Source organism: Streptomyces sp. KL109B (assembly GCF_030766935.1).
GTDB lineage: Bacteria > Actinomycetota > Actinomycetes > Streptomycetales > Streptomycetaceae > Streptomyces.
Genome location: NZ_JASERL010000016.1, coordinates 168,314 through 190,071 on the forward strand (window position 1 = coordinate 168,314; position 21,758 = coordinate 190,071).

20 protein-coding genes and 1 pseudogene are annotated in these 21,758 nt (G+C 70.8%); 13 read left to right on the top strand and 8 right to left on the bottom strand.

Translation table 11 applies throughout. The features are described from left to right. The first annotated feature begins 52 nt into the window (after positions 1-52). On the top strand, positions 53-1,714 hold the full coding sequence (locus tag RBJ65_RS38025) for a serine/threonine-protein kinase (protein ID WP_306332199.1): 1,662 nt from the start codon (positions 53-55) through the stop codon (positions 1,712-1,714). A 16-nt stretch (positions 1,715-1,730) separates the two neighbouring features. Here the strand turns inward: RBJ65_RS38025 and RBJ65_RS38030 are convergent, their stop codons facing one another. After that, complete coding sequence (locus RBJ65_RS38030) at positions 1,731-2,540, bottom strand: SGNH/GDSL hydrolase family protein (RefSeq protein WP_306319354.1); 810 nt, start codon at positions 2,538-2,540, stop codon at positions 1,731-1,733. Positions 2,541-2,797: 257 nt separating this feature from the next. Here RBJ65_RS38030 and RBJ65_RS38035 point away from each other — a divergent pair, with 257 nt between their 5' ends. The 5 genes from RBJ65_RS38035 (at position 2,798) to RBJ65_RS38055 (ending at position 10,230) form a co-directional block, all read left to right on the top strand. Then, positions 2,798-3,205: a hypothetical protein gene (locus RBJ65_RS38035; protein WP_306319355.1), complete on the top strand. Its 408-nt coding sequence runs from the start codon at positions 2,798-2,800 to the stop codon at positions 3,203-3,205. A 393-nt stretch (positions 3,206-3,598) separates the two neighbouring features. Then, the gene (locus RBJ65_RS38040; protein ID WP_306319356.1) at positions 3,599-4,429 is read left to right on the top strand and encodes a glycosyltransferase family 2 protein; all 831 of its coding nucleotides are present in this window, start codon (positions 3,599-3,601) and stop codon (positions 4,427-4,429) included. A 68-nt stretch (positions 4,430-4,497) separates the two neighbouring features. Beyond that, positions 4,498-5,556, top strand: a complete 1,059-nt coding sequence (locus RBJ65_RS38045) for a glycosyltransferase family 2 protein (RefSeq protein WP_306319407.1) — start codon at positions 4,498-4,500, stop codon at positions 5,554-5,556. Positions 5,557-5,600: 44 nt separating this feature from the next. Next, the gene (locus RBJ65_RS38050) at positions 5,601-6,377 is read left to right on the top strand and encodes a polysaccharide deacetylase family protein (protein ID WP_306319408.1); all 777 of its coding nucleotides are present in this window, start codon (positions 5,601-5,603) and stop codon (positions 6,375-6,377) included. Further along, positions 6,370-10,230, top strand: a complete 3,861-nt coding sequence (locus tag RBJ65_RS38055; RefSeq protein WP_372341286.1) for a lipopolysaccharide biosynthesis protein — start codon at positions 6,370-6,372, stop codon at positions 10,228-10,230. Before RBJ65_RS38050 ends, RBJ65_RS38055 begins: the two co-directional genes overlap by 8 nt. A gap of 21 nt (positions 10,231-10,251) precedes the next feature. On the opposite strand, the gene RBJ65_RS38060 is transcribed toward RBJ65_RS38055, so the two are convergent. Continuing rightward, positions 10,252-11,673 carry a xylan 1,4-beta-xylosidase gene (locus RBJ65_RS38060; RefSeq protein WP_306319357.1) on the bottom strand — a complete coding sequence of 474 codons (1,422 nt, stop codon included), beginning with the start codon at positions 11,671-11,673 and terminating at the stop codon, positions 10,252-10,254. 173 nt (positions 11,674-11,846) lie between these two features. On the opposite strand from RBJ65_RS38060, the gene RBJ65_RS38065 reads away from it, so the two are divergent. Both RBJ65_RS38065 and RBJ65_RS38070 read left to right on the top strand, forming a co-directional pair. Continuing rightward, positions 11,847-12,941: a DUF5925 domain-containing protein gene (locus RBJ65_RS38065; protein ID WP_306319358.1), complete on the top strand. Its 1,095-nt coding sequence runs from the start codon at positions 11,847-11,849 to the stop codon at positions 12,939-12,941. Between the two features lie 278 nt (positions 12,942-13,219). Beyond that, a pseudogene (locus tag RBJ65_RS38070) lies at positions 13,220-13,399 on the top strand (Uma2 family endonuclease); the annotation flags it as partial. Between the two features lie 42 nt (positions 13,400-13,441). Here RBJ65_RS38070 and RBJ65_RS38075 read toward each other — a convergent pair. Then, entirely contained in the window at positions 13,442-13,807 is a 366-nt protein-coding gene (locus RBJ65_RS38075; protein WP_306319410.1) for a GntR family transcriptional regulator, read from the bottom strand. 77 nt (positions 13,808-13,884) lie between these two features. Here RBJ65_RS38075 and RBJ65_RS38080 point away from each other — a divergent pair, with 77 nt between their 5' ends. Then, complete coding sequence (locus RBJ65_RS38080; RefSeq protein WP_306319359.1) at positions 13,885-14,826, top strand: GNAT family N-acetyltransferase; 942 nt, start codon at positions 13,885-13,887, stop codon at positions 14,824-14,826. Continuing rightward, a complete protein-coding gene (locus RBJ65_RS38085) occupies positions 14,801-15,301 on the top strand; it encodes a DUF402 domain-containing protein (RefSeq protein ID WP_306319360.1) in 501 nt (166 codons plus the stop codon). Before RBJ65_RS38080 ends, RBJ65_RS38085 begins: the two co-directional genes overlap by 26 nt. Here the strand turns inward: RBJ65_RS38085 and RBJ65_RS38090 are convergent. Further along, positions 15,294-15,896 carry a bifunctional 2-polyprenyl-6-hydroxyphenol methylase/3-demethylubiquinol 3-O-methyltransferase UbiG gene (locus RBJ65_RS38090; protein ID WP_306319361.1) on the bottom strand — a complete coding sequence of 201 codons (603 nt, stop codon included), beginning with the start codon at positions 15,894-15,896 and terminating at the stop codon, positions 15,294-15,296. The genes RBJ65_RS38085 and RBJ65_RS38090 overlap by 8 nt on opposite strands. A 108-nt stretch (positions 15,897-16,004) precedes the next feature. On the opposite strand from RBJ65_RS38090, the gene RBJ65_RS38095 reads away from it, so the two are divergent. Continuing rightward, the gene (locus RBJ65_RS38095) at positions 16,005-16,142 is read left to right on the top strand and encodes a hypothetical protein (RefSeq protein ID WP_306319362.1); all 138 of its coding nucleotides are present in this window, start codon (positions 16,005-16,007) and stop codon (positions 16,140-16,142) included. 45 nt (positions 16,143-16,187) lie between these two features. Here the strand turns inward: RBJ65_RS38095 and RBJ65_RS38100 are convergent, their stop codons facing one another. Genes RBJ65_RS38100 through RBJ65_RS38115 form a run of 4 tightly spaced genes read right to left on the bottom strand, consistent with a single transcriptional unit; the run spans position 16,188 to position 19,711 of the window. Further along, the gene (locus tag RBJ65_RS38100; protein ID WP_306319363.1) at positions 16,188-16,691 is read right to left on the bottom strand and encodes a GNAT family N-acetyltransferase; all 504 of its coding nucleotides are present in this window, start codon (positions 16,689-16,691) and stop codon (positions 16,188-16,190) included. Then, positions 16,688-18,196 carry a tripartite tricarboxylate transporter permease gene (locus RBJ65_RS38105; RefSeq protein ID WP_306319364.1) on the bottom strand — a complete coding sequence of 503 codons (1,509 nt, stop codon included), beginning with the start codon at positions 18,194-18,196 and terminating at the stop codon, positions 16,688-16,690. The genes RBJ65_RS38100 and RBJ65_RS38105 overlap by 4 nt, the downstream gene beginning before the upstream one ends. A 4-nt stretch (positions 18,197-18,200) precedes the next feature. Next, positions 18,201-18,731: a tripartite tricarboxylate transporter TctB family protein gene (locus RBJ65_RS38110; protein WP_306319365.1), complete on the bottom strand. Its 531-nt coding sequence runs from the start codon at positions 18,729-18,731 to the stop codon at positions 18,201-18,203. After that, complete coding sequence (locus tag RBJ65_RS38115; protein WP_306319366.1) at positions 18,728-19,711, bottom strand: tripartite tricarboxylate transporter substrate binding protein; 984 nt, start codon at positions 19,709-19,711, stop codon at positions 18,728-18,730. The genes RBJ65_RS38110 and RBJ65_RS38115 overlap by 4 nt, the downstream gene beginning before the upstream one ends. A gap of 165 nt (positions 19,712-19,876) precedes the next feature. On the opposite strand from RBJ65_RS38115, the gene RBJ65_RS38120 reads away from it, so the two are divergent. Then, positions 19,877-20,566, top strand: a complete 690-nt coding sequence (locus RBJ65_RS38120) for a response regulator (protein ID WP_306319411.1) — start codon at positions 19,877-19,879, stop codon at positions 20,564-20,566. Between the two features lie 175 nt (positions 20,567-20,741). Next, complete coding sequence (locus RBJ65_RS38125) at positions 20,742-21,683, top strand: lytic polysaccharide monooxygenase (protein WP_306319367.1); 942 nt, start codon at positions 20,742-20,744, stop codon at positions 21,681-21,683. The last annotated feature ends 75 nt before the right edge of the window (positions 21,684-21,758 follow it).

Genomic DNA, 21,758 nt, shown 5'->3' on the forward strand with positions numbered 1-21,758 from the left:
TGTTCGTACTTGTCTCGCAGCCACGACATTGGGGGCACCCGTGGTGGAGCGTGTGGTCGCCGGACGGTACCGGCTGCTCGACCCGCTCGGTGAGGGCGGCATGGGCACCGTGTGGCGGGCCCGCGACGAGGTGCTGGGCCGCGAGGTCGCCGTGAAGGAGGTACGCGCGCCCGCGGGGCTCCCGGAGGCAGAGGTGCAGCGGATGTACGCGCGCCTGGAGCGGGAGGCGTGGGCCTCGGCGCGGGTCACGCACCGCAACGTCGTGACGGTGTACGACGTCGCCACCGACGAGCAACGGCCTTGGGTCGTCATGGAGTTGGTGCGTGGCGTCTCGCTCGCCGAGCAGCTGGACGCGGAGGGCCCGATGCCCCCGCAGCGCGCCGCGCACATCGGCGCCGAGGTGCTCGCCGCGCTGCGCGCCGCCCACGAAGCGGGCGTGCTGCACCGCGACGTGAAGCCCGGCAACGTACTCCTGTCGAACGACGGCAGGGTGGTGCTCACCGACTTCGGCATCGCCATGGTCGAGGGGACGTCGGCGCTCACCATGACGGGCGAGGTGATCGGCTCGCCCGAATTCCTCGCCCCCGAGCGGGCGTTGGGGCGCACGCCGGGCCCGGAGTCGGACCTGTGGTCGCTGGGTGTGCTGCTGTACGCGTCCGTGGAGGGGCACTCGCCGTTCCGGCAGGACACCCCGTTGAGCACGCTGCGGGCCATCGTGGACGAGGAGTTGCCGCCGCCGCGTTCCGCCGGTCCGCTGGCGCCGATCATCGAGGGGCTGCTGCGCAAGGATCCGGCCGAGCGGACCCCGGTCGCCGACGCCGAGCGGGACCTGCGCATCGTCGGCTCGGGCGGCACCCTGCGCGCGGACCCGGTGCAGGCGTCGCCGCTGGCCTCGGCGCCGACGGTCACCTCACAGCAGTCCGCAGCGGCCACGCCACCCCCGAGCCCTGTCCCGATGGGCATGCCCTCGACCGCTACCACCACCCCGGTCACCGCCGAACCCGGCCCCCACTATCCGCGCCGCGCCTCCGCCGCCGTGATCGCGGGCATCGTCGCCCTCCTCCTCGCCATCGGCGGACTCACGTACGCCCTCCTCAACCGCGACGACAACAACCCGAACGGGACGTCGAACAACGGCGGGGGCACGTCCGGCGGCGGGAGCGGCGGAAACTCCACGGGTGGCGGGAACGGCGGCAGCGGCGGGAACGACAACGGGGGCGGCGGATCCACCGGCGGGAACGACGGGGGCAGCGGCGGCTCCGGCGGCTCCACGACCACCAGCGGCAACGGAGGGGACAACGGTGGCGGCGGCCACACCACCACTCCGGCCCAGTCCGTGCGCGTCAACGTGCGTGCGGTGCGCGGCAGTTACTCGGGCCCGTGCCCGCCACCCGCCGCGGCGGCCCCGGCCTTCGCCGCGACGATCACAGTGGGGCGCGTGCCCGCCTCCGTGCGGTACCGGTGGGTGGTGAAGAACGGCGAGGCATCGGACCCGGGCTGGAAGACGCTGATCGTCCCCAAGGGCGCGGCGAACAAGGCGCGCACGGTCACGACCACGCAGACGCACTACAAGGAGGGTGAGACGCTGCGCGACCAGATCGGCGTCGAGGTGCGCTCCCCGGTGGCGGCGACGTCCAACTACGTCTCGTACGCGGTCACGTGCGAGGTGGTGACCCCGACGAGCGGAGCCACCACCGGTTCACCCACGTACTGACGCGGCCATGCGGTGATCAGGCCGCGGACGCGAACACGGGCAGATAGCCGCTCGACTGGCCGGTGGCCGTCGGGTGGTAACTCTCGCCGATGTTCGCCCAGTTGACGCTGTGCAGCCACGAGGAGCCGGAGCAGATCTCGTGCCCGGTGAACGTGGTCGTCACGTCCCCGAAGCTGAGGCCGCGGGCGGTGGCGTTCTGCTTGATGGTGGAGTTGAGCAGGTCGGCGGCGCTGTTGATGGCGGAGCGTTCGTTCTCGGAGAGGCCGGCGACGCAGGTGCCGCTGAGCTTGTAGAAGCGCGGGTAGCCGAGCACGACGACGTGGGCGCTTGGAGCCTTGGTGGTGATCGCCGAGTAGACGTCGTTGAGCTTGCTGGGCAGGGTCGAAGTGACGTACGTGCGCGCCTGGTTGACGCGGTTCACGCAGGTGGACTCGGAGTACAGGACGCAGGTCGTCATGACGTCGGCGAAGCCCGCGTCGTTGCCGCCGATGGAGATCGAGACGAGCCCGGTGCCGCTGCCGAGCGGGCCGAGCTGGTTGGCGATGACATCACCCGTACGAGCGCCCGAGCACGCGGTGAAATTAAAGCTTGAGGGTGAGTGGGCCGCCGCCCACAAGGCCGGGTACGCCTTGGTGGAGCGCTTGCAGGAGCCGCTGTCGCCGTCGTAGCTGCCGGCGCCGACCCCGGAGGAGTAGGAGTCGCCGAGGGCCACATAGCCCGTGGCAGCGGCGCTGTCGGAGCCGTGCGCGGCCGTGGCCCCGGTGAGGGCCGCCGCCGTGGCGAGCAGGAAAGAGGAGACGTATGCCGCAATCCGGAAAGATCTCATGGAACCTCCCTTAGCAGGATCGACAGGATCTCTGTCGCCCGCGTGTATTGCAGGTTCATGTCACGGTTACCGAGGTTGACTTACCCTCGGTACCGGCACGCTACGCCCGTAGAAGGACGCGGACGTGACCATCAACTGGACTGTTCTTCAACGGAGTTGTACCGCTGAACCGCCTTGACGCCACCCCGGGGACTGCGCCACATTGAAGCCCGGCATCCGGCGCTTCGGGGGGCAAGTCGCCCATGCGGACCATAGGCGTGACCACAGGCATCAAGCGGTCGTCATCGGACGGCCCCTATCTGCTCGCGGGGGCGTGCGCCGTGCTGGGGGGCGCGGGCCTCGTCCTCGCGCTCTCGCACGCCGACTCCCCGCTGCGCGGTCCGCTCGCGCTCTTCTTCCTGCTGGCCGCTCCCGGCGCCGCGTTCGCGGCCGCCCTGCGCGGCCTCGACCCCTGGGCGCGGGTGCTCACATCGGCCGCCGGCGCCATCGCGGTCGTGATGCTGGTCTCCCAGGGCATGCTCGCGGTGCACCGCTGGTCGGTGGACGGCGGAGTGCTCGCCGTGGGAATTCTCAGCGGTTCCGCTTTTCTTCTGCAATGGGCCGTCCGGCGACTGCGCGGGGGCGTGGCGCGGGACATCATGAAACGGATGGGAAAAATCCACTGAGGGGGACGCAAGTTAACGGAACGGCCAAAACAATAAAAACGTGAGGGCTCGTTCCAGGTCTTGCCATACAGTCACAATCATCAATACCGTCGTACATCCACCCGCATCGGGCCCGCAGTACATGCGATCAAGGGGAGGGACCGAGGTCGCGAAGGCCCGGGGCGGGGCGCGGCAGGGGGGTGCCGCGCTCGGCGAGTCGCTCGCTTCGGCGTCCTGGGTCGCCGGGTCGCGTGCCGCGCGGCCGGTCCAACCAACCGGTGTGTATTGCCAGCTCACCCGGCCTGCACGGAGAGCTCGTCCGGCATGCCGTCAGTGAGAACCCCCCTTTCGAACCGGACACGAAGCCGGACCGCCCGGGGGCGGGCGGTCCACCGGACGAGAGGGACCAGACTCATGAGCAGTTCCGTTGTGCCTCCGGTGATTCCCGAAGGCACGCCTCCGGAAGGCCGAATTCCCGCCCAGTACCGGGCCATCTCCACGCACCTGGCCATCGCGCCGCGGGTGAGCGTGGTCATTCCGGCCATGAACGAGGCGGAGAATCTTCCGTACGTCTTCAAGACCCTTCCCGACTGGATCCACGAGGTCGTTCTGGTGGACGGGAATTCAACCGACGGCACCGTGGAAGTCGCCCGGGAATTGTGGCCGGAAGTCGTGGTCGTGCCGCAGCACGGAAAGGGCAAGGGCGACGCCCTCATCACCGGATTCAACGCCTGCACGGGCGACATCATCGTCATGATCGACGCGGACGGCTCAGCCGACGGCCAGGAGATCGTCTCCTACGTCTCCGCGCTCGTCTCCGGCGCCGACTTCGCCAAGGGCTCACGGTTCGCCAACGGCGGCGGCACCGACGACATGACCCCCATCCGCAAGCTCGGCAACTGGGCGCTCTGCTCGACCGTCAACGCCAAGTTCGGGGCCCGCTACACCGACCTGTGCTACGGGTACAACGCCTTCTGGCGGCACTGCCTCGACGAGATCGAGCTCGACTGCACCGGGTTCGAGGTGGAGACCCTGATGAACATCCGGGTCGTCAAGGCGGGCCTGAAGGTGCAGGAGATACCCAGCCACGAGTACTTACGCATCCACGGCGCCAGCAACCTCCGGGCCGTCCGGGACGGCATCCGGGTGCTCAAGGTCATCCTGCGAGAGCGGTCCAACCGCCGTGATCTGCGACGACGCGCGGCCACGGTCAAGGTCAACCCGGCCCGGAGGGAAGCATCTTGACGCGACGACCGACACATCAAGCCCCTCCGGCACATCAAGCTCCGCCGGCACATCAAGCCCCTCCGGCGATTGAGGAGCGGGGTCCGGGGCAGAGCCCCGCGACGTTCACGGTCGTCATCTGCGTCTACACCGAAGACCGCTGGCACGACATCCTCGCCGCCGTCGACTCCATCCGCCAACAGTCATACGCCGCACTGGAAACCCTCCTCGTCGTCGACCACAACCCCGCACTACTGGCGCGCCTCACCGCCGAGTTCGAGGGCGCGGCGGACGTGCGAACACTGCCGAACGCCGGCCCCCGCGGCCTCTCCGCCGGGCGGAACACCGGGATCGCCGTCGCGCGCGGCGACATCGTCGCGTTCCTCGACGACGACGCCGTCGCCGAGCGGGACTGGCTGCGCTGGTTCGCCGCGGGCTACGCGGACCCGCGCGTCCTCGCGGTCGGCGGGCGCACCGAACCCATCTGGGCGTCCGGGCGCCGACCCGCCTGGTTCCCTGAGGAGTTCGACTGGGTGGTGGGCTGCACGTACAGGGGGCTGCCGCGCGGCAAGGTCCAGGTGCGCAATGTGCTCGGCGGCAACGCCTCGTTCCGCCGCTCCGCGTTCGACATCGCGGGCGGCTTCGCGACCGGCATCGGCCGGGACGGCGACAAGCGCCCACTGGGCTGCGAGGAGACGGAGCTGTGCATCCGGATCACGCGCGCGAGACCGGACGCGGTGCTCCTGATCGACGACCGGGCCGTCATCCACCACCGGGTGCCGGCGGGGCGCGAGCGGTTCGGCTACTTCCGTACGCGGACGTACGCGGAGGGCCTGTCGAAGGCGCTCGTCGCGCGAAGTGTCGGCTCCGACAAGGGGCTTGAGTCCGAGCGGGCGTACTCGACGCGGGTGCTGCCCGCCGGAGTGGCGCGCGGCGCCCGGGACTTCGCGCTCGGCCGGTCCGGTGGCGCGGGCCGCGCAGGGGCCATCGTCGCCGGGGTTCTGACGGCGGCCGGGGGGTACGCGCTGGGCTGCCTGCGGGCGCGCGGCGGCGGCGCGGCCTTCACCGTGGCGGAGATCGGGGCGCCCACGGAGGAACCCGCCGACGCGACCACTGAGGAAGCCGGGAGAACGGAGGCGGCCGCGTGAGCACACACCAGGCGGCGCCCGACGCCGGGTCGGTGCCGATCCTCATGTACCACGCCGTCAGCGCGGACCCGAACCCCGCGACGTACCAACTCTCGGTCTCCCCCGGCCAGTTCGCCCAGCAGATGGAGCTGCTCGCCGAGCGCGGATGCACGCCGCTGACCACCGCCGAACTCGCCGCCATCTGGCGCGACGGCGGCCGGACGCTGCCGGACCGGCCCGTCCTGATCACCTTCGACGACGGCTACGAGGGCGTGCACACACACGCCCTGCCCACCCTCGCCAAGCACGGCTTCACGGCCTCCCTGTTCGTCTCGACGGGCTGGCTGCGCGGCGCGTACGACACCGGGGGCGCGCTCGACGCGATGCTCGGCTGGGACCAGGTGCGGGCGCTCGCCGCGCACGGCGTGGAGATCGGCGGGCACAGCCACACCCACCCGCAGCTCGACCAACTCGACGACGCGGACCTGGAGTTCGAGCTGTTGCGCTGCCGGGAGCTCGTCGCCGCCGAACTGGGCACGGCGCCGGTCTCCTTCGCGTACCCGTACGGGCACTCCGACCGGCGGGTGCGGCGGGCGGTGCGGGCGGCCGGGTTCGCCCAGTCGCTCGCCGTCGGCAACGCGCTCGCCCGCCGCCGCCAAGGGCCGTACGCCCTGCGCCGCGTCACCGTCCGCCGCTCGACAGGACCCACCGAGTTCGAGCGGCTCGTCGACGGCCGTGCGATCGGCCGCACCTTCGCCAGGGACCGTGCCCTCACCAAGGGGTACGCCGTGGTCCGCAGAGCCCGACAGGCCCGCCGGAAGGCAGCGCGTACCCGTGTCTGACACGAAGACCACCCCCGCCGACGCCGACCCGACCGGCACCGCCGGAGCCGCGGCGCCGGCACCGGCCGGGCGCCGGCTCAGGCTGCCCGGCATAGGGCGCGGGAAGAAGGGCAACAAGGACGGCATGGGTGGGTCGGGGGGCGGGAGCCAGCTGTTCCGCAACGCCTATGCGCTGATGCTGAACACCGGCATCTCCGGCGTGCTCGGCGTCGGCTTCTGGCTGGCCGCCGCGCACTACTACACGGCGGACGCGGTCGGGCAGGGCTCGGCGGCGATCGCGGCGATGAAGTTCCTCGCGGGCCTCACCGCCGTGACGCTGACCGGAGCGCTCGCCCGCTTCATCCCGATCGCCGGGCGCGCCACCGGACGGCTCATCTTCCGTACGTACGCGGGCAGTTCGGCGGCCGTCGCGTTCGCCGCGCTGATCTTCCTGCTCACGCTCGACACGTGGGGACCCTCGTACCGGTTCCTGCACGGCACGCTCCACGGGCTCGGCTTCGTCGTCGCCGTCATCGCCTGGTCGCTGCTCACACTCCAGGACGGGGTGCTCACCGGGCTGCGCAGCGCGCTGTGGGTACCAGTAGGCAACACAGTGTTCTCGCTGGTCAAGCTGGGTCTTCTGGTCGCGTTCGCGGGTGCGCTCGCGACGACCGGGGTGTTCGTGTCGTGGGTCGTGGCGATCGCGTTCTCCGTGCTGCCGCTCGGCCTGCTCGTGTTCCGTCGGCTCGTGCCCCGGCACATCGAGGCCACGGACGAGAGGACGAAACCGCCCTCGCTGCGCGAGATGGGCCGCTTCCTCGCCGGGGACTACACGGGCTCGCTGTTCTCGCTCGCCGTCGTCTACCTGGTGCCCGTGCTCATCGCCTCGCAGGTCAGCTCGGCGGACAACGCGTACTTCTACATCGCGACCACCATCGGCGGCACCGTCAATCTCCTCGCCATCAACATGGGCGCCTCGCTGACCGTCGAGGGCTCGCACGACCCGGCGACGCTCGCCGCGAACACCCGCGCCGCGCTGCGCCGCATGGCCCGCATCATGCTGCCGATCTGCGGCCTGCTGTTCATCCTGGCCCCCTACGTACTGCACGTGTTCGGGCAGGACTACTCCGACGCGGCGACGCCGCTGCTGCGCTGGTTCGCGGTCGGGGCGGCGCTGCGGGTCGTCATGGAGACGTACTTCGCGGTGCTGCGCGCGCAGAGCCGCACCTCCGGACTCGCCTGGCTGCAGGGCCTGTTGTGCGTGCTCGTGCTCGGCCTGACGCTGCTGCTCCTGCCCCGCATGGGCCTCACAGGCGCGGGCGTCGCGGAGATCTCCTCGCTCACCGTGATCGTGGCGATCGCCGCGCCGAAGCTGTGGCGCGTCGTCCGCACCGCGCCCGCCGAGCCGGCCCCCGAGGACGCGCCGCCCGACGGCGACCTCGCCGACCTCGGCACCCCGAAGGCGCGCACGGCCGGCGACGAGCGCCCCAAGTGGGCGCTGCGCGACGCGATGGACTCGGACACGCTGCAACTCGCGGTGCAGCTGAACCTGGACCACCAGGAACGCCGCCCGGACGTGCGACCGGGCCCCGTGACACCGCCGCGGGGAACGCACCTGCCGACGTGGGCGACGAAGCCTCCGGCGACGGCGCCGACATCGCCACCCGTGCCCCCGCCCCCGCCCCCGTCCCCGTCGCCATCCCCATCCGCTGCCGCCACCGACCCGCACCTGGAATCGGTGGACCTGACCTTCGAACCAGCCCCAGCCCCAGAACCCGAACCTGACCCCCAACCCGCCCCCGCATTCCCCACCCCACCATCGGAGCCACCCCACCCGGCGGCCCACCCGGCGGCCCGCCTCACACCCACCGCCCTCGTCCTCGCCCTGCTGCTCGTGGCGGCGCTCGGGCTCTACTGGGGCCCGGTCCTCGGGATGGGCGAGACGGACCTGAACCGGATGGGCGGGCTCGGCCTGATCTCCGTCCTGTCCCCCGTGACGCTGCTCGGCGCGGCCCTGCTCATCGGCGTATTCGCCTCGCTGCTCTGGCTCGAACGCCCGCACAAGCGACTCCTCATGCTCACCCTGCTCGCCACGGTCGTCTCGCTGCACGCGCTGCCCGCCGTGATCGAGGCGGAGCCGCGGTTCGCGACGGCCTGGCAGCACCTGGGCTTCATGGACTACATCGACCGCACCGGCTCCGCCGTCCCCGACCTAGACGCCCGCTGGAGCTGGCCCGGCTTCTTCGCCGCGGCGGCCTTCCTCGCGAAGGCCTGCGGCGTCGACGACCTCACCGAACTCATCCGCTGGTGGCCCACCGCCATCCAACTCCTCTACCTGGCACCGATGTTCCTGCTGCTGCGCTCCGTACGGGCGAGCTGGCGGGCCAAGTGGACCGGCCTGTGGCTGTTCGTGCTCAGCGGCTGGGTGGGCCAGGACTACTTCTCGCCGCAAGGGTTCACGTACCTCCTCTATCTGGTCTTCGTGGCGATCCTGCTGGTCTACTTCCGCGCGCCGCGCACCCTGTGGGCGAAGTGGCGCCCCGGCGAGACGGAGGTCGCGCCGACCGACAGACGGCAGCGCGCGGTGCTGCTCGTCGTCCTGGTCGCGGTGTTCGCGGCGACGGTCCCCGCACACCAGCTGACGCCCTTCGTGATGCTGGGCGTCCTCACGGTCCTCGTCCTGGTCGGCAGGTCCGAACTCCGCGGCCTGCCACTCCTGTTCGGCGTCATCGTCGTCGTCTGGCTCGGCTTCCTCGCGGAGCCGTACTGGTCGGGGCACTTCAACGACCTGTTCGGCGGGATCGGCGGCGTCGGCGGCAATGTGACGTCCTCGGTCTCCGGCCGTATCCAGGACGGCAGTTCGACCCACAAGCTCGTCCTCTACACGCGCGTGGCCCTGGCCGGCGCGGTGCTCGCGTTCGCCTGCTACGGCTGGTGGCGCCGCCGCGAATGGAAATACCGCGAACGCTCACTCCTCGTCCTCGCCTTCGTGCCGTTCCTGGGCTTCGGCATGCAGTCCTACGGCGGTGAGATGGCGCTGCGCGTCTTCATGTTCGCCCTCCCGGGCGCGGCCCTGCTCGCCGGTCTCGCGCTCTTCCCGCGCACCGGCGTCACCGCGAAGGAGCGCGACAAGGACCGCATCAGCCTCGCCCCGATCGCGGCGCTCATGGCGGGCCTGCTGCTCATGGGCGGCTTCCTGGTGGCCCGTTGGGGCAACGAGCCGTTCGAGCGGATCCGCCCCGGCGAGGTCGCGGCGATGGACTACGTCTACGCCCACGACGAGCCGACGGTCCGCCTCCTGTGGCTGAGCAACGACACGGTCAACAACGTGACGCCCGCGCTGCCGTGGGGCGCCCGCGACATGGAGAAGGTCAACTACGTGCCGACGCTCGCGCCCGTCGACCCGGTCCTGGTCGGCGGCCTCGTCAAGGCGCTCAAGGACGCGGGCCCCCACTCGTACCTCATGCTCAACAAGAGCCAGGTCGTCTACCTCCAGATGGACGTCGGCTACTCCAAGGCGTGGCCCACGCGCCTCGTCGAGAACCTGGACCGCCGCGAGGAACTGAAGAAGGTGTACGTCAACGCGGACGTCACCATGTACCAACTCCGCAAGGAACCCACAGGCAAGGTCGCGAAGGCCGACCCGGGCCCGATCGGCCCACAGATCACCTGGACCCCCTGGTCCCTGGTGGGCGCGCTCGCGGCGATCGCGCTGATCGCGCTCCTGACGGCCCGCGAGGTCGTCCGCGTCGCCCTCCGCCCCACCGTCCGCCAACTCCGCTGGCTGCAAAGCACGTTCTGGTTCTCCCTACCGCTCCTGGCGGTGGTCCTGGCATCCCTGATCCAACGCTTCATCACGATGGGCCTCACGTAGTTCACGCGGACGGCTGCGGTACTACCGCCGCAGCCACTTCACCTCGTAGCCCCGCATCGGGAACCGCTGCCCGTCGATCTTCGCGCTGATCGGCCGCTTCAGGGTGTTCACGACGAGTACGGCCTTGTCGTCGGCGAGGACGCGTACGTTCGGCACGTCGTCCGCCGCCACCGACACCTTCTCGTACTTGGTGCCGGGGCCGAACTCTTCGTTGAACCGGGACACCAAGTCGTACATGGGGAGTGCGCTTCCGCCGGTGGAGCGGTCCGTGGGCCGCCACAGACAACCGGCGCACCCCGCCCCCTTCTCGTCCTCCGGGTTCCAGTAGAACCCGGACGTCGCCCCACCCCTGGCCATCGCGATCATCCCGGCCGCCTGCACGGCGACCCGGTGCGGCTCGCTCCAGCCCTGCCGCTCGTCCCTGCTGTCGGCGGGCTCCACGTAGTACTCCGCCCACCACAGCGGCAGGTTCCCGGTCTGCCGCTCGATCCACCTGCCGACGGCGGTGAACTTGTCGGTGGCGCCGAACTCGTCCGGCAGCATCTCGTCGTCATTCGTATAACTCGACCCGTCGACGACGACGAAGTCGGCGCCCACCTTGTTCCGGTTCCAGTAGTCGAAGGCGTCGACGATCCGCTGGTCCATCCGCCCCCAGGGCCCCTTGACGGCATCGGACCCGCCATCGCTCTGCTTCGGATGCAGGCTGTCCATGACGAGGTACGGTCCGCCGACCATGATGTCCTTGCGTACGTCCTTCAACGCGCGGTACACGAGGTTGTAGAGCTTCGTGTACCCCTCGTAGTCCCAGCGGCCCTCGTCATCGCTCCAGAACCCCTTGAACTCGTTCCAGACGATGAAGTGCCGGACGTACGGATACCGCTTGGCGACGGTCGCCGCGAGCTTCGCGAAGTCCTTGTAGTGCTCGGGCGACGGCGCGGTCTCCAGGGCCGCCTTGCTCCAGTTCGTATTGCCGACGCCTGCCTTCCCGCCCTTCATCCAGTCGGGCGCGCAGCACAGCGTGACCACGGGCGTGCCACCGGACTTGCGGACGAAGTCGATGCGCCGGTCCATCTCCTCGAACTGGTAACGCCCCTTGACCGGCTCCGGGTTGCTCGCCCCCCAGCCCATGATGTGCTGGTTCTGCGGCATCGGGCGCTCGCCGAGCAGCTTCTCCGCGCGCTCGGTCGCGGCGGACGAGCCCTCGTCGGCGGAGAACTGGGTGTGCGTGAACCCCCAACCCACTTGCGGCCCAAGCTCTTTGGGGGGTTCACCGGGCGTGCCGTGCACCTTGTCGCCGTCGGCCGTGGTGCCCGCGGTGTCGTGGTTGCCGTCAGGAAGCGTGCTGATGACCGTCAGCACCAGGGCCAGTACGGCCATCCCTACGCCGATCAGGGCGACGAGCCGCCAGCGGCGCGCCCCCGATTCCCACCCATGACGTCCCATCAAGGACAAGAGTAACGAGGGTAGTTGGCGGAAGGGCCGGCTCCGTTGCCACGGACTCGTAACGAGGTTCGACACCCGGGGTACGCGTGTCGGCCGGTACGAGGGGCCCCCGGCCAGGCGGCTCGCTGCGGAAATTGCGTGCGGGGCGACCGTTCGTGCCGGATCATGGCGGCATGTCTGCGAACCCATTCGACGTGCTGCCGGTCCGGCTGGGCGTCGACGACAGCGACTCGCCGTCCGACGTCGTCGACGCGCTGTTCCTCGGCCGCTTCGCCACGGGCGAGCAACCCTTCTCGCACTCCGCCAACATCGACCGGGTCCGCTCCGCGGCGACCCTCCTGCCGCCCGGCTCGCGCGTCCTGCGCTGCGCGCGCGACGACGACCGCAGCGCGACGCTCGCCGAGGGCGACGGGTGGACGCTGCTGATCTCCCGGTGGAACAGGGGCGCCGACGTCACGGTGACGGCGACGACGGCGGAGCTGGCGGAGAAGGTCCTCGGGCAGGCCACGGACGGCGCGGCCGACGAGCCCGAACCCCAGCCGGAGAACGTCACGATGGGCTTCTGGTACGTGTCGCCGCGGCGCGGCCCGCACCGTACGACGCGGCAGATCGCGGCCGGTACGTGGGACGAGGTGCGGCCCAACTACACGGCGCCGGTCGCCGAGGCGATGGACGGCCTGATGAAGACCCGCCCCGAGGACATCGCGGGCCGCCTGCTGCTCCTGCACGGCCCGCCCGGCACGGGCAAGACCTCGGCTCTTCGTACGCTGGCCCGCTCCTGGCGGGACTGGTGCCAGGTCGACTGCGTCCTCGACCCCGAGCGGCTCTTCTCCGACGTCGGCTACCTCATGGACATCGCGATCGGCGAGGACGACGGCTCGGCGAACGGCCGCTGGCGGCTGCTCCTCCTGGAGGACTGCGACGAACTGATCCGCGGCGAGGCCAAGCACACGGCGGGCCAGGCGCTGTCACGGCTGCTGAACCTCACGGACGGCCTGCTCGGCCAGGGCCGCAACGTCCTCGTCGGCGTCACGACCAACGAAGACCTGGAACGCCTCCACCCGGCCGTCGTCCGCCCCGGCCGGTGCCTCGCCCGCATCGAGGTCTCCCCGCTGACCCGCCGCGAGGCGACGGACTGGCTCGGCACGGAGGAGGGAGTGGGGCGCGAGGGCGCGACACTGGCGGAGCTGTACGCCTTGCGCCGCGGGGTGTCTCCGACGGCTGTGCCGGACCAGCGGGGCGGGGCGGAGGCGGGGTTGTACCTGTGACGTCGCGGCTCCGACGGTGAGCCCGGCGGCATCGGGCATCGGGCATCGGGCATCGGGCATCGGGCATCGGGTCAACGTCACCGCTGGTTCACACGTTCGCAGGACCCCGATTCCGTACCCGCTCGATACGCTGGAGGCGTCCGCCGGACTCCGTCGCATGGGAGCAGTGATGAGCGTGGAACACGAGGTCGGCGGGGCACCCGAGCGGCCGTCGTACCGCTGGCCCGTGCCGCCGACGGGCGGCTGGACCGGCGACGACCTGGATCGGCTTCCTGACCTACTGGCGTGTCGAGAACGACCGGGGCCGCGCGGTCGTCTACGCCTTCGAACTCGAACCCGCGACCCGCGTCTACACCCCGACCGGCATCTTCCACGACCGCGTCAAGGTGTCCGTGCCGTTCCCGGTGGACCTGGACCTGAGCGAGATCGCACCGCGCCGGAGCCGGGGCGAGGCGTAGGGACTCGGCGGGGGCCAAGAAGGGGCCAAGAGCAGGCGCGGGTCAGGCATACGCGGCCCGCAGCGCGTCCCGTACCGCCGCGAGTGCCGCGTCCTCGGACAGGCCGATGCGGTGGACGCGCACCGCGTAGGCCTGCGCGGCGTTCGCCGCCTCCTGCGCACCGGCCTCGACGGCGGCGGCGACGAACGTCCCGTTCCGCCCCCGCGTCTCGATCACCCCATCCGCCTCCAGGGCCTTGTACGCCTTGGCCACGGTGTTCGCGGCGAGCCCGAGGTCCTCGGCGAGGCCGCGCACCGTGGGCAGCTTGTAGCCGACGGGGAGCGCGCCGGAGCGGGCCATCGCGGCGATCTGGGCCCGCACCTGCTCATACGGCGCGGCGCTGTCGTCAATGTGGATATCGATCTTCACGGTCACGCCCCCGATTCTCCCGCAGCGCCGGAAAATGAGAGGCACCCGGTAGCGCGCGCCGCGTAGCGTGCGCCCCCATGACCGTGATCGTGCGCGAGTTGCGCCTCGACAACCCGGCGGACACCGAGGCCTTCGCCCGCATCCGCCGCACCTGCCTCCCCGCCATGCTCGCGACCCCGGCCTCCGTCGCGTACGCCGCCGCGCACGCCCACCCCGACGCCCACTACCGGCAGCTGATCGCGCAGACCGGCGACGGCGAGCCGATCGGCACGGCGCAGGTCGGCCTCGCGTACGACAGCCCGACCTCCGGCCAGGGCTACGCGAACATCTACGTCCACCCCGACGCGGAGAACAGGGGCGCCGGCACCCTCCTCCTGCGTACGGCGGAGGCCCACCTCGCCCAGCACGGTGCGACCGAGGTGCACTGCTGGGCCCTCGCCACCCCGGAACGCAACCTGTCCTGGGTGGCGGCGCACGGCTACCGCCCCGGCCGCAGCGCCCACTTCCTCCGCCTCGACCTCACGCCCGACGCCCTCCCACCCCTCCAACCCACGCCACCGGGCGTGGAGTTGCTCCCCGCCACCGCCTACGCGGCCGACCCCCGCCCCCTCTTCACCCTGGACGCGGCGGCCACCCGTGACGAACCGGGCGACATCCAGTCCCAACTCGTCGACTACGAACAGTGGTTGCACGACACCTGGCACCAGCCGCTGCTGAACCACGCCCTGTCGACGGTGGCCGTGGTCGACGGCACCCCGGCAGCCTTCACGGCGGCCCTCACCGACGGCGAAGGACGCTACGTCTCGGGCATGACCGGCACCGCCCGCGCCCACCGAGGCCGCGGCCTCGCCAAGCTCGCCAAGACCGACTCCCTGCACCGGGCGCGCGCCGCCGGCGTCACGGTGGCGTACACGGGAAACGACACCGGCAACGCCCCGATGCTCGCCATCAACAAATGGTTCGGCTACACCCTCGACGCCACGGAGATCCGCCATGTCCGCACCCTCGACAACGCCTGAGTCGCTGAACGTACGACTCGTCAAGGCGGGCCGCACAAAGATCAGTTACCCGGCGACGCTCCTCCACGACGACGGCACCCGCGTCACCGTCCGCGCCGCCTGGGCCGGCGGCGACGTCCGCGACTTCGGCTTCGTCCAATTCGCCCCCGGCGACATCTTCACGGAGCACTACTGGCGCGACCGCTGGTACGCGATCAAGGAGGTCCGCACCTCCGAAGGCGCCCTGAAGGGCTGGTACTGCGACATCACCCGCCCCGCGATCCGCACCCCCGACGGCGACATCCTCTCCGAGGACCTCGACCTCGACCTGTGGGTCTCGGCGGACGGCAGCCAGGTGATCCGCCTCGACGAGGACGAGTTCGCCGCCAGCGGCCTCGCCACCCGGGACCCGGAGGCGGCGCACGCGGCGACCCGAGCCCTGGACGACCTCGAACTCCTGGCGAAACAAGGCGAGTTCACGAACCTCCTCACGTAAAGGCCACCACCGCGTACCGCTCGTCCCTCACCTCCCGCCCCCACAGCCGGGCATCCCCCGACAGCGGCTCGTGCCGCACCTCCGCGACGAGCGGCGCGAGCGCCTCCGTCAGCCACGCCCCCGCTATCCCGGCCGGACTCACCTCCCCCCACACCCCCTCCACCAGCACCAGCCGCCCACCAGGCCGCACCAACGACACCCACCGCCGCAACACGGCTTCGGTGTCCGGCAGCGCCCACAGCACGTGCCGCGCCAGCACCACGTCGTACGCCCCGGCCTCCACCGGCGGCTGCGCCGCGTCACCCAGCAGAAACTCCGCGTCACGCCACCCCGCGAGCTTGCGCCGGGCCAGCTCCAGCATGCGCGGCGCACTGTCCACCCCAGTCACCCGGTGTCCCCGCTGAGCCACGAGGAGTGCCAGACTCCCGGTCCCGCACCCGAGATCCACCACGTCCCCGGCCTCCTCCGGCAGCCATTCCGCAAGCCGCGCGGCCCACGCGTCCCGCACCCGCGGATCCCGCAGCCCGTGATCCGGCTCGTCGTCGAAACTGCCCGCGTACGCGTTCCAATCGACCGATTCCCCAGATGTCGTCATCCCCCCATCGTGACAACCGCCACTGACAATTGCGCTTCGAAGGGGGACCCTCCGGGAACAGGTCTACAACGGCACCACGTTGGGACCCGTGTAGGTACAGGAGGCACCATGCGCCGAGTGACCATGCACAAGCCGACCGGAGCGAGCAGCATCAAGCGCCGACTCCAGGACGACGCGGCGGAGCGCAAGCGCGAGCGCCCCGAAGTGCGCAAGGACGTCCGTAAGACCTGGTGGCCGGACGAGTGAGCGGGGCCGGTCCGATGACGCTCAGACCCTGACCTCGCTGACCTGTTACGCGGGTCCCAGCCGCTTGCGGTAGTGGATGCGGTCGTAGGGGCCGTCGGTGCGGCGCTCCACGACCTCGTATCCGTAGCGCGGGTACAGCTCTTGGTTCTCCCACATGAGGTGGTTCGTGTAGAGCCTCACCTCGGGCAGTCCGAGCGCACGCGCGTGCTCGTCGACGAAGGCGAGCAGGCGGCGGCCCACCCCCTGGCCGTGAGCGTCGGGGTGGACCGCGATGCTGTCGAGGAAGAGGCGGTCGGGGCGGGCCTCGACCACCACTAGGCCGAGCACCTCCGGGTCCCCGGTGACGTACACCAGGCCCGCCGCCACATTGGCCGCGTGGTCGGCCTCCATGGGGGCGGGTACGACGCCGATGCGTTCGATGTAGTGGTGGTATGCCGCGTCCGTGATCGCCTTGACGGCGGGCACGTCGGCGGCGGTGGCCGGCCGGATCTCCGCGTGGCCTACGTGATCTACGTGATCTACGTGGCCTTCAGGACGCTCATTGCTCATGCCGTCCTGTCTACGTCACCGCCCCTCCCCCGCACCACCAGCTTCTTCACCAGCGGCCACGCCACGATGAGCAGCACCACCGCGTAGACCGTCACGGAGAACGGGGTGTTGACCAGGCCGCTGACGCTGCCGTCGCTGATCTGGAGGGCGCGGCGCAGCTGTTGCTCGGCGTTCGGGCCGAGGATGACGCCGATGACGGCGGGCAGGACGGGGAGTCCGTAGCGGCGCATGCCGAAGCCGATGAGGCCGATGATCAGGAGGATGACGAGGTCGATGGCCTCGCCGCCGACCGCGTACGCGCCGACCGCGGCGAAGAAGAGGATGCCGGCGTAGAGGTACGGGCGGGGGATGCGCAGCAGTTTTGCCCATACGGGGGCCAACGGCAGATTCAGGGCCAGGAGCAGCACCATGCCGACGAAGAGCGACGCGATGAGGCCCCACACCAACTCCGGCTCCCTCTCGAAGAGAAGAGGCCCCGGCTGGATGCCGTACTGCTGGAAGGCGGCGAGCATGACCGCCGCGACGGCCGTCGTCGGGAGGCCGAGGGTGAGCATGGAGACGAGGGTGCCGGCGGCTGAGGCCGAGGACGCCGATTCGGGTCCGGCCACGCCTTCGATGGCGCCCTTGCCCCACTCGTCCTTGTGCTTGGAGAGGCGCTTCTCGGTCACGTAGGAGAGGAACGTGGGGATCTCGGCGCCGCCCGCCGGGATCGCGCCGAACGGGAAGCCGATGAGGGGGCCGCGCAGCCAGGACTTCCAGGTGCGTCGGACGTCGGAGCGGCCCAGCCACGGGCGGCCGACGGGGATGGCCTCGCCGCTGGTGCGGCGCAGGTGGGCGGCGACCCACAGGGCCTCGCCGATGGCGAAGAGGCCGACCGCGACGATGACGACGTCGATGCCGTCGGCGAGCTGCAACGAGCCGAAGGTGAGGCGTTGTTGGCCGGTCATCTGGTCGAGGCCGACGAGCCCGATGGTGAGGCCGATGAGGAGGGACGCGAGTCCCCTGACCCGCGACGAGCCGAGTACCGAGGTCACGGCGATGAACGCCAGCACCATGATGGCGAAGTAGTCGGGTGCGCCGATGTCGACGGCGAGCGAGGCGACCTTGGGGGCGAGGGCGACCAGCAGGATGGTGCCGATCATGCCGCCGGCGAAGTGTCCGATGGCGGCGGCCGCGAGGGCCTGCGCGCCGCGTCCGGACTTCGCCATGGGGTTGCCTTCCATGGCGGCGACGACGGCGGCGCTCTCGCCGGGTGTGTTGAGGAGGATCGAGGTCGTCGAGCCGCCGAACATGGCGCCGTAGTAGATGCCCGCGAACATGATGAACGCGCCGGTGGGTTCGAGTCCGTACGTCACCGGGAGGAGCAGGGCGACGGCCATGGCGGGGCCGATGCCGGGGAGCACGCCGATGGCGGTGCCGAGGAGGACGCCGATCGCGGCCCAGAGGAGGTTGATGGGGGTGAGGGCCGTACTGAAGCCGTCGAGGAGGGAGTTGAGGGCGTTCATGGGGTCACAGCACCTCCATCAGGGGGCCGCCCGGCAGCGGGACGCCGAGCAGGTTGTTGAAGACGACGAAGGTGAGGAGGGAGAGCCCGGCGGCGATCAGCGGGTCGCGGGTGAGGTGGCGGCTGCCGAGCGCGTACGCGGCGCCCCAGAAGAGGAGCGCGCCCGCGAGCGGGAAGCCGAGGGGTTCGATGAGGACGGCGGTGGCGAGGAAGACGCCCGCGAGGAGCAGCACGGTGCGCCAGTCGGCGGGTTCGGCCAGGTCGACGTCCTCGCCGGCCTCGGCCTCTCCCCTGCCGCCGCGCAGTACGTCGACGGCGAGGAGCACGGCGACGACGAGGAGCCCGATGCCGACGACGATCGGTACGGTCTTCGGTCCCACGGGTCCGCGCTGGGAGATGTCGACGTCCATGGTGAGCGCGTCGGTGAGGACGAGCACGCCGAGCGCCAACAGCAGGACGCAGACGCCGAGTTCGGAGTGTTCGCGCAGCCAGGACCGGCGGGTGTCGTCGGTCGGCCGGGTGTCGGTGGCGGTCACAGCCCCAGCTCCTTCAGTACGGACACGACTCTCTTGTCCTGCGCGTCCATGAACGTCCCGAAGTCGTCGCCGACGAGGAACGCGTCGTCCCAGCCGTTCGACTTCAGCGACTTCTTCCACTCCTCGGACGCGTGCAACTTCTTTACGAGGTTGGTGAGTTTGTCGCGTTGCGTGCCGGAGAGGCCGGGCGGGGCGACGATGCCGCGCCAGTTGGTGAAGTCGACGTCGTAGCCGGACTCCTTGAGGGTGGGCCCGTCGAGGCCGGGGACGCGTTCGGGGCCGGTGACGGCGAGCAGGCGCAGCTCACCGCTCTTGATCTGGTCGAGGTACTCGCCCACGCCCGAGACGCCGAAGGCGACCTTGTCGCCGAGGATGGAGGCGAGGAGTTCGCCGCCGCCGTCGAACGGGACGTAGTTGACCTTCTTCGGCTCGATTCCGGCTGCGCGCGCCATCAGCATGGGCGCGAGGTGGTCGGGCCCGCCGGGCGAGGAGCCGCCGCCGACGGGCAGCTTGCCGGGCCGCTTCTTCCAGGCGTCGACGAGCTGCTCGATGTTCTTGTACGGGGAGTCCTTGGCGACCACGACGACGTCGGCCTCTTCGGTGAGGCGGGCGATGGGCGTCGTGTCGGCGAGGGTGGTCGGGGAGTGGTTGGAGCGGGCGGCGCCCACCACGCCGAGGCCCATGGACATGGCCAGTTTGCCGTTGCCGTGCTCGCCGACGAGGCGGGTCAGGCCGACGGTGCCGCCGGCGCCCGGCAGGTTGAACACCTCGATGTTGTGGGTGAGTTCGGCGTCCTCGGCGTTCTTGGCGGCGGTGCGGGCCGTGATGTCGTAGCCGCCGCCCGGGGTGTTGGGGACCATGAGGCGCAGGCCGGGGATCTGGGTGCCGGTGTCGGCGCCGCTGCCCGTGGTGAGCAGCGGCGGCCCCACCAGGACGAGCAGCGCGGCCCCGAGCAGGGCGAGGGGTGTGCGCAGGCGCACGTGTGCCACCACCTGTCGAGTCGTGGGGAGCAGGGAGGTTGTGGGGACGGGGAGTTCGAGTGGCCCACATGTTGCCTAGGCGTTAACAAGCTGTCGCCCTTCCGCAAGCAACGGACGTTGTGGTCCTTGTGGTCGCACACCTACTCTGCGCCAGTGACAAAGGTCTTGATCAAGGTCTTGATCGTGGACGACGACTTCATGGTGGCGAAGCTGCACAGCCGCTTCGTGTCCGCGATGGACGGTTTCGTGGTGGCCGGGGTCGCGCACAGCGGTACGGAGGCGCTGCGCGCGGCGGAGGCGGTGCGGCCCGATCTGGTGCTTTTGGACGTGTACTTGCCGGACATGGACGGCATCGAGGTGCTGCGGTCGCTGCGCGCGGCGGAGGAGCGGGACCCTTCGCGTACGCCGGTGGACGCGCTGTTCATCACGGCGGCGCGGGACGCGGAGATGGTGCGTGCGGCGCTGCGGGCGGGAGCGCTCCACTACCTCATCAAGCCGTTCAACCAGGCAGCTCTGCAGGAGCAGTTGAGGCATGTGGCGACGTTGCGGGCCCGCCTCGACGGCCTGGACGAGGCCCGCCAGGAGGACGTCGACCAGATCTTCGGCGCCCGACCGCCGGGTTCCCGCGAACTCCCGAAGGGCCTCGCCGCGCACACCGCGGACCTGGTGGAACAGACGCTCCGCGCCCACCCGGGCGGCCTGTCGGCGACGGAGTGCGCGGAGCAGGCGGGCTCGCTCTCGCGGGTGAGCGCGCGCCGGTACCTGGAGTTCTTCGCGGGCACGGGCCGGGCGCGGGTGACGCTCCGCTATGGCGGGACGGGGCGGCCGGAGCGGCGGTACCGGTGGGTGGCGTAGAGGCGGGTCCGGGGGCTCGCTCCGGCTCATTCTGAGCGCAGGCTGAGTGGCACCTTAAGGGCGCCATAAAGATCCACTCGGAGCGCTCCCACGGGCCGAACGGCGCGATTTTCCGGGCTAACTTCCTTGCCGCACCCCCCAATGCAATCGATGCAATCGATCAAGGAGTACCCCCATGCCCGCAAGCCGCCGCAAGATCGCCGCGTTCACCACGGTCGGCGCGATCCCCCTCGCCCTGACCGCTCTCTCGGCGTCGCCCGCGGCAGCGCACGGCACGCTCGGCGACCCGGCGAGCCGCGTCGCCGCCTGTTACGCGGAGGGCGCCGAGAGCCCGACCTCGGCGGCATGCAAGGCGGCGGTCGCCGAGGGCGGGCCGCAGGCCCTGTACGACTGGAACGGCATCCGTGACGGCGAGGCCGGCGGCAAGCACCAGGAGCGCATCCCGGACGGCAAGCTGTGCTCGGCGAACTCCGACGAGTTCAAGGGCATGGACCTGGCGCGCGACGACTGGCCCGCGACGAAGGTCTCGGCGGGCTCGTACACGTTCAAGTACAAGGTGACCGCCCAGCACAAGGGCACCTTCAAGCTCTACATGACGAAGCAGGGCTACGACCCGTCGAAGCCGCTGAAGTGGTCCGATCTGGACCTGTCGAACCCGGTCGCGACGAAGACCGACCCGACGGCCTCGAACGGCTACTACACCTTCTCCGGCAAGCTCCCCGACCGTACGGGCCGCCAGCTGATCTACGGCATCTGGCAGCGTTCGGACAGCCCGGAGGCGTTCTACTCCTGCTCGGACGTGACGTACGGCGGCGCGTCGTCGGCCGCAGCGGCCGCGGCGGAGCCCTCGGACGAGCAGATCGCGGCGGACGCGGACAAGTCGACGGTCGACCACAGCGGGATGGACATGGGCGACTCGTCACACGAGTCGCACGAGTCTCACAACTCCCCTTCCACAAAGGGTGGTTCCGGATCCCAGCCCCTCGCCGAGACCGGCGGCGACTCCACCACCCCGTACATCGCCATGGGCGGCGCGGCCGCCCTCGCGATCGGCGCGGCCGGCCTGTTCGCCTCAATGCGCCGCCGCGCAACGACGCCCGGCCGCCACGGCCGCTAGTCACTCTCCAAGCGCCGGCCTGCCAATCCAGCGCCGGTCGGCCAATCCAGCGCCGGTCGGCCAATCCAGCCCCTC

Coding starts and splice junctions, on each gene's coding strand:
- RBJ65_RS38105 (WP_306319364.1), bottom strand. CDS start 18,196: ATGAACGCCCTCAACTCCCTCCTCGACGGCTTCAGTACGGCCCTCACC.
- RBJ65_RS38060 (WP_306319357.1), bottom strand. CDS start 11,673: ATGGGACGTCATGGGTGGGAATCGGGGGCGCGCCGCTGGCGGCTCGTC.
- RBJ65_RS38125 (WP_306319367.1), top strand. CDS start 20,742: ATGCCCGCAAGCCGCCGCAAGATCGCCGCGTTCACCACGGTCGGCGCG.
- RBJ65_RS38100 (WP_306319363.1), bottom strand. CDS start 16,691: ATGAGCAATGAGCGTCCTGAAGGCCACGTAGATCACGTAGATCACGTA.
- RBJ65_RS38095 (WP_306319362.1), top strand. CDS start 16,005: ATGCGCCGAGTGACCATGCACAAGCCGACCGGAGCGAGCAGCATCAAG.
- RBJ65_RS38085 (WP_306319360.1), top strand. CDS start 14,801: ATGTCCGCACCCTCGACAACGCCTGAGTCGCTGAACGTACGACTCGTC.
- RBJ65_RS38065 (WP_306319358.1), top strand. CDS start 11,847: ATGTCTGCGAACCCATTCGACGTGCTGCCGGTCCGGCTGGGCGTCGAC.
- RBJ65_RS38040 (WP_306319356.1), top strand. CDS start 3,599: ATGAGCAGTTCCGTTGTGCCTCCGGTGATTCCCGAAGGCACGCCTCCG.
- RBJ65_RS38080 (WP_306319359.1), top strand. CDS start 13,885: ATGACCGTGATCGTGCGCGAGTTGCGCCTCGACAACCCGGCGGACACC.
- RBJ65_RS38090 (WP_306319361.1), bottom strand. CDS start 15,896: ATGACGACATCTGGGGAATCGGTCGATTGGAACGCGTACGCGGGCAGT.
- RBJ65_RS38050 (WP_306319408.1), top strand. CDS start 5,601: ATGTACCACGCCGTCAGCGCGGACCCGAACCCCGCGACGTACCAACTC.
- RBJ65_RS38030 (WP_306319354.1), bottom strand. CDS start 2,540: ATGAGATCTTTCCGGATTGCGGCATACGTCTCCTCTTTCCTGCTCGCC.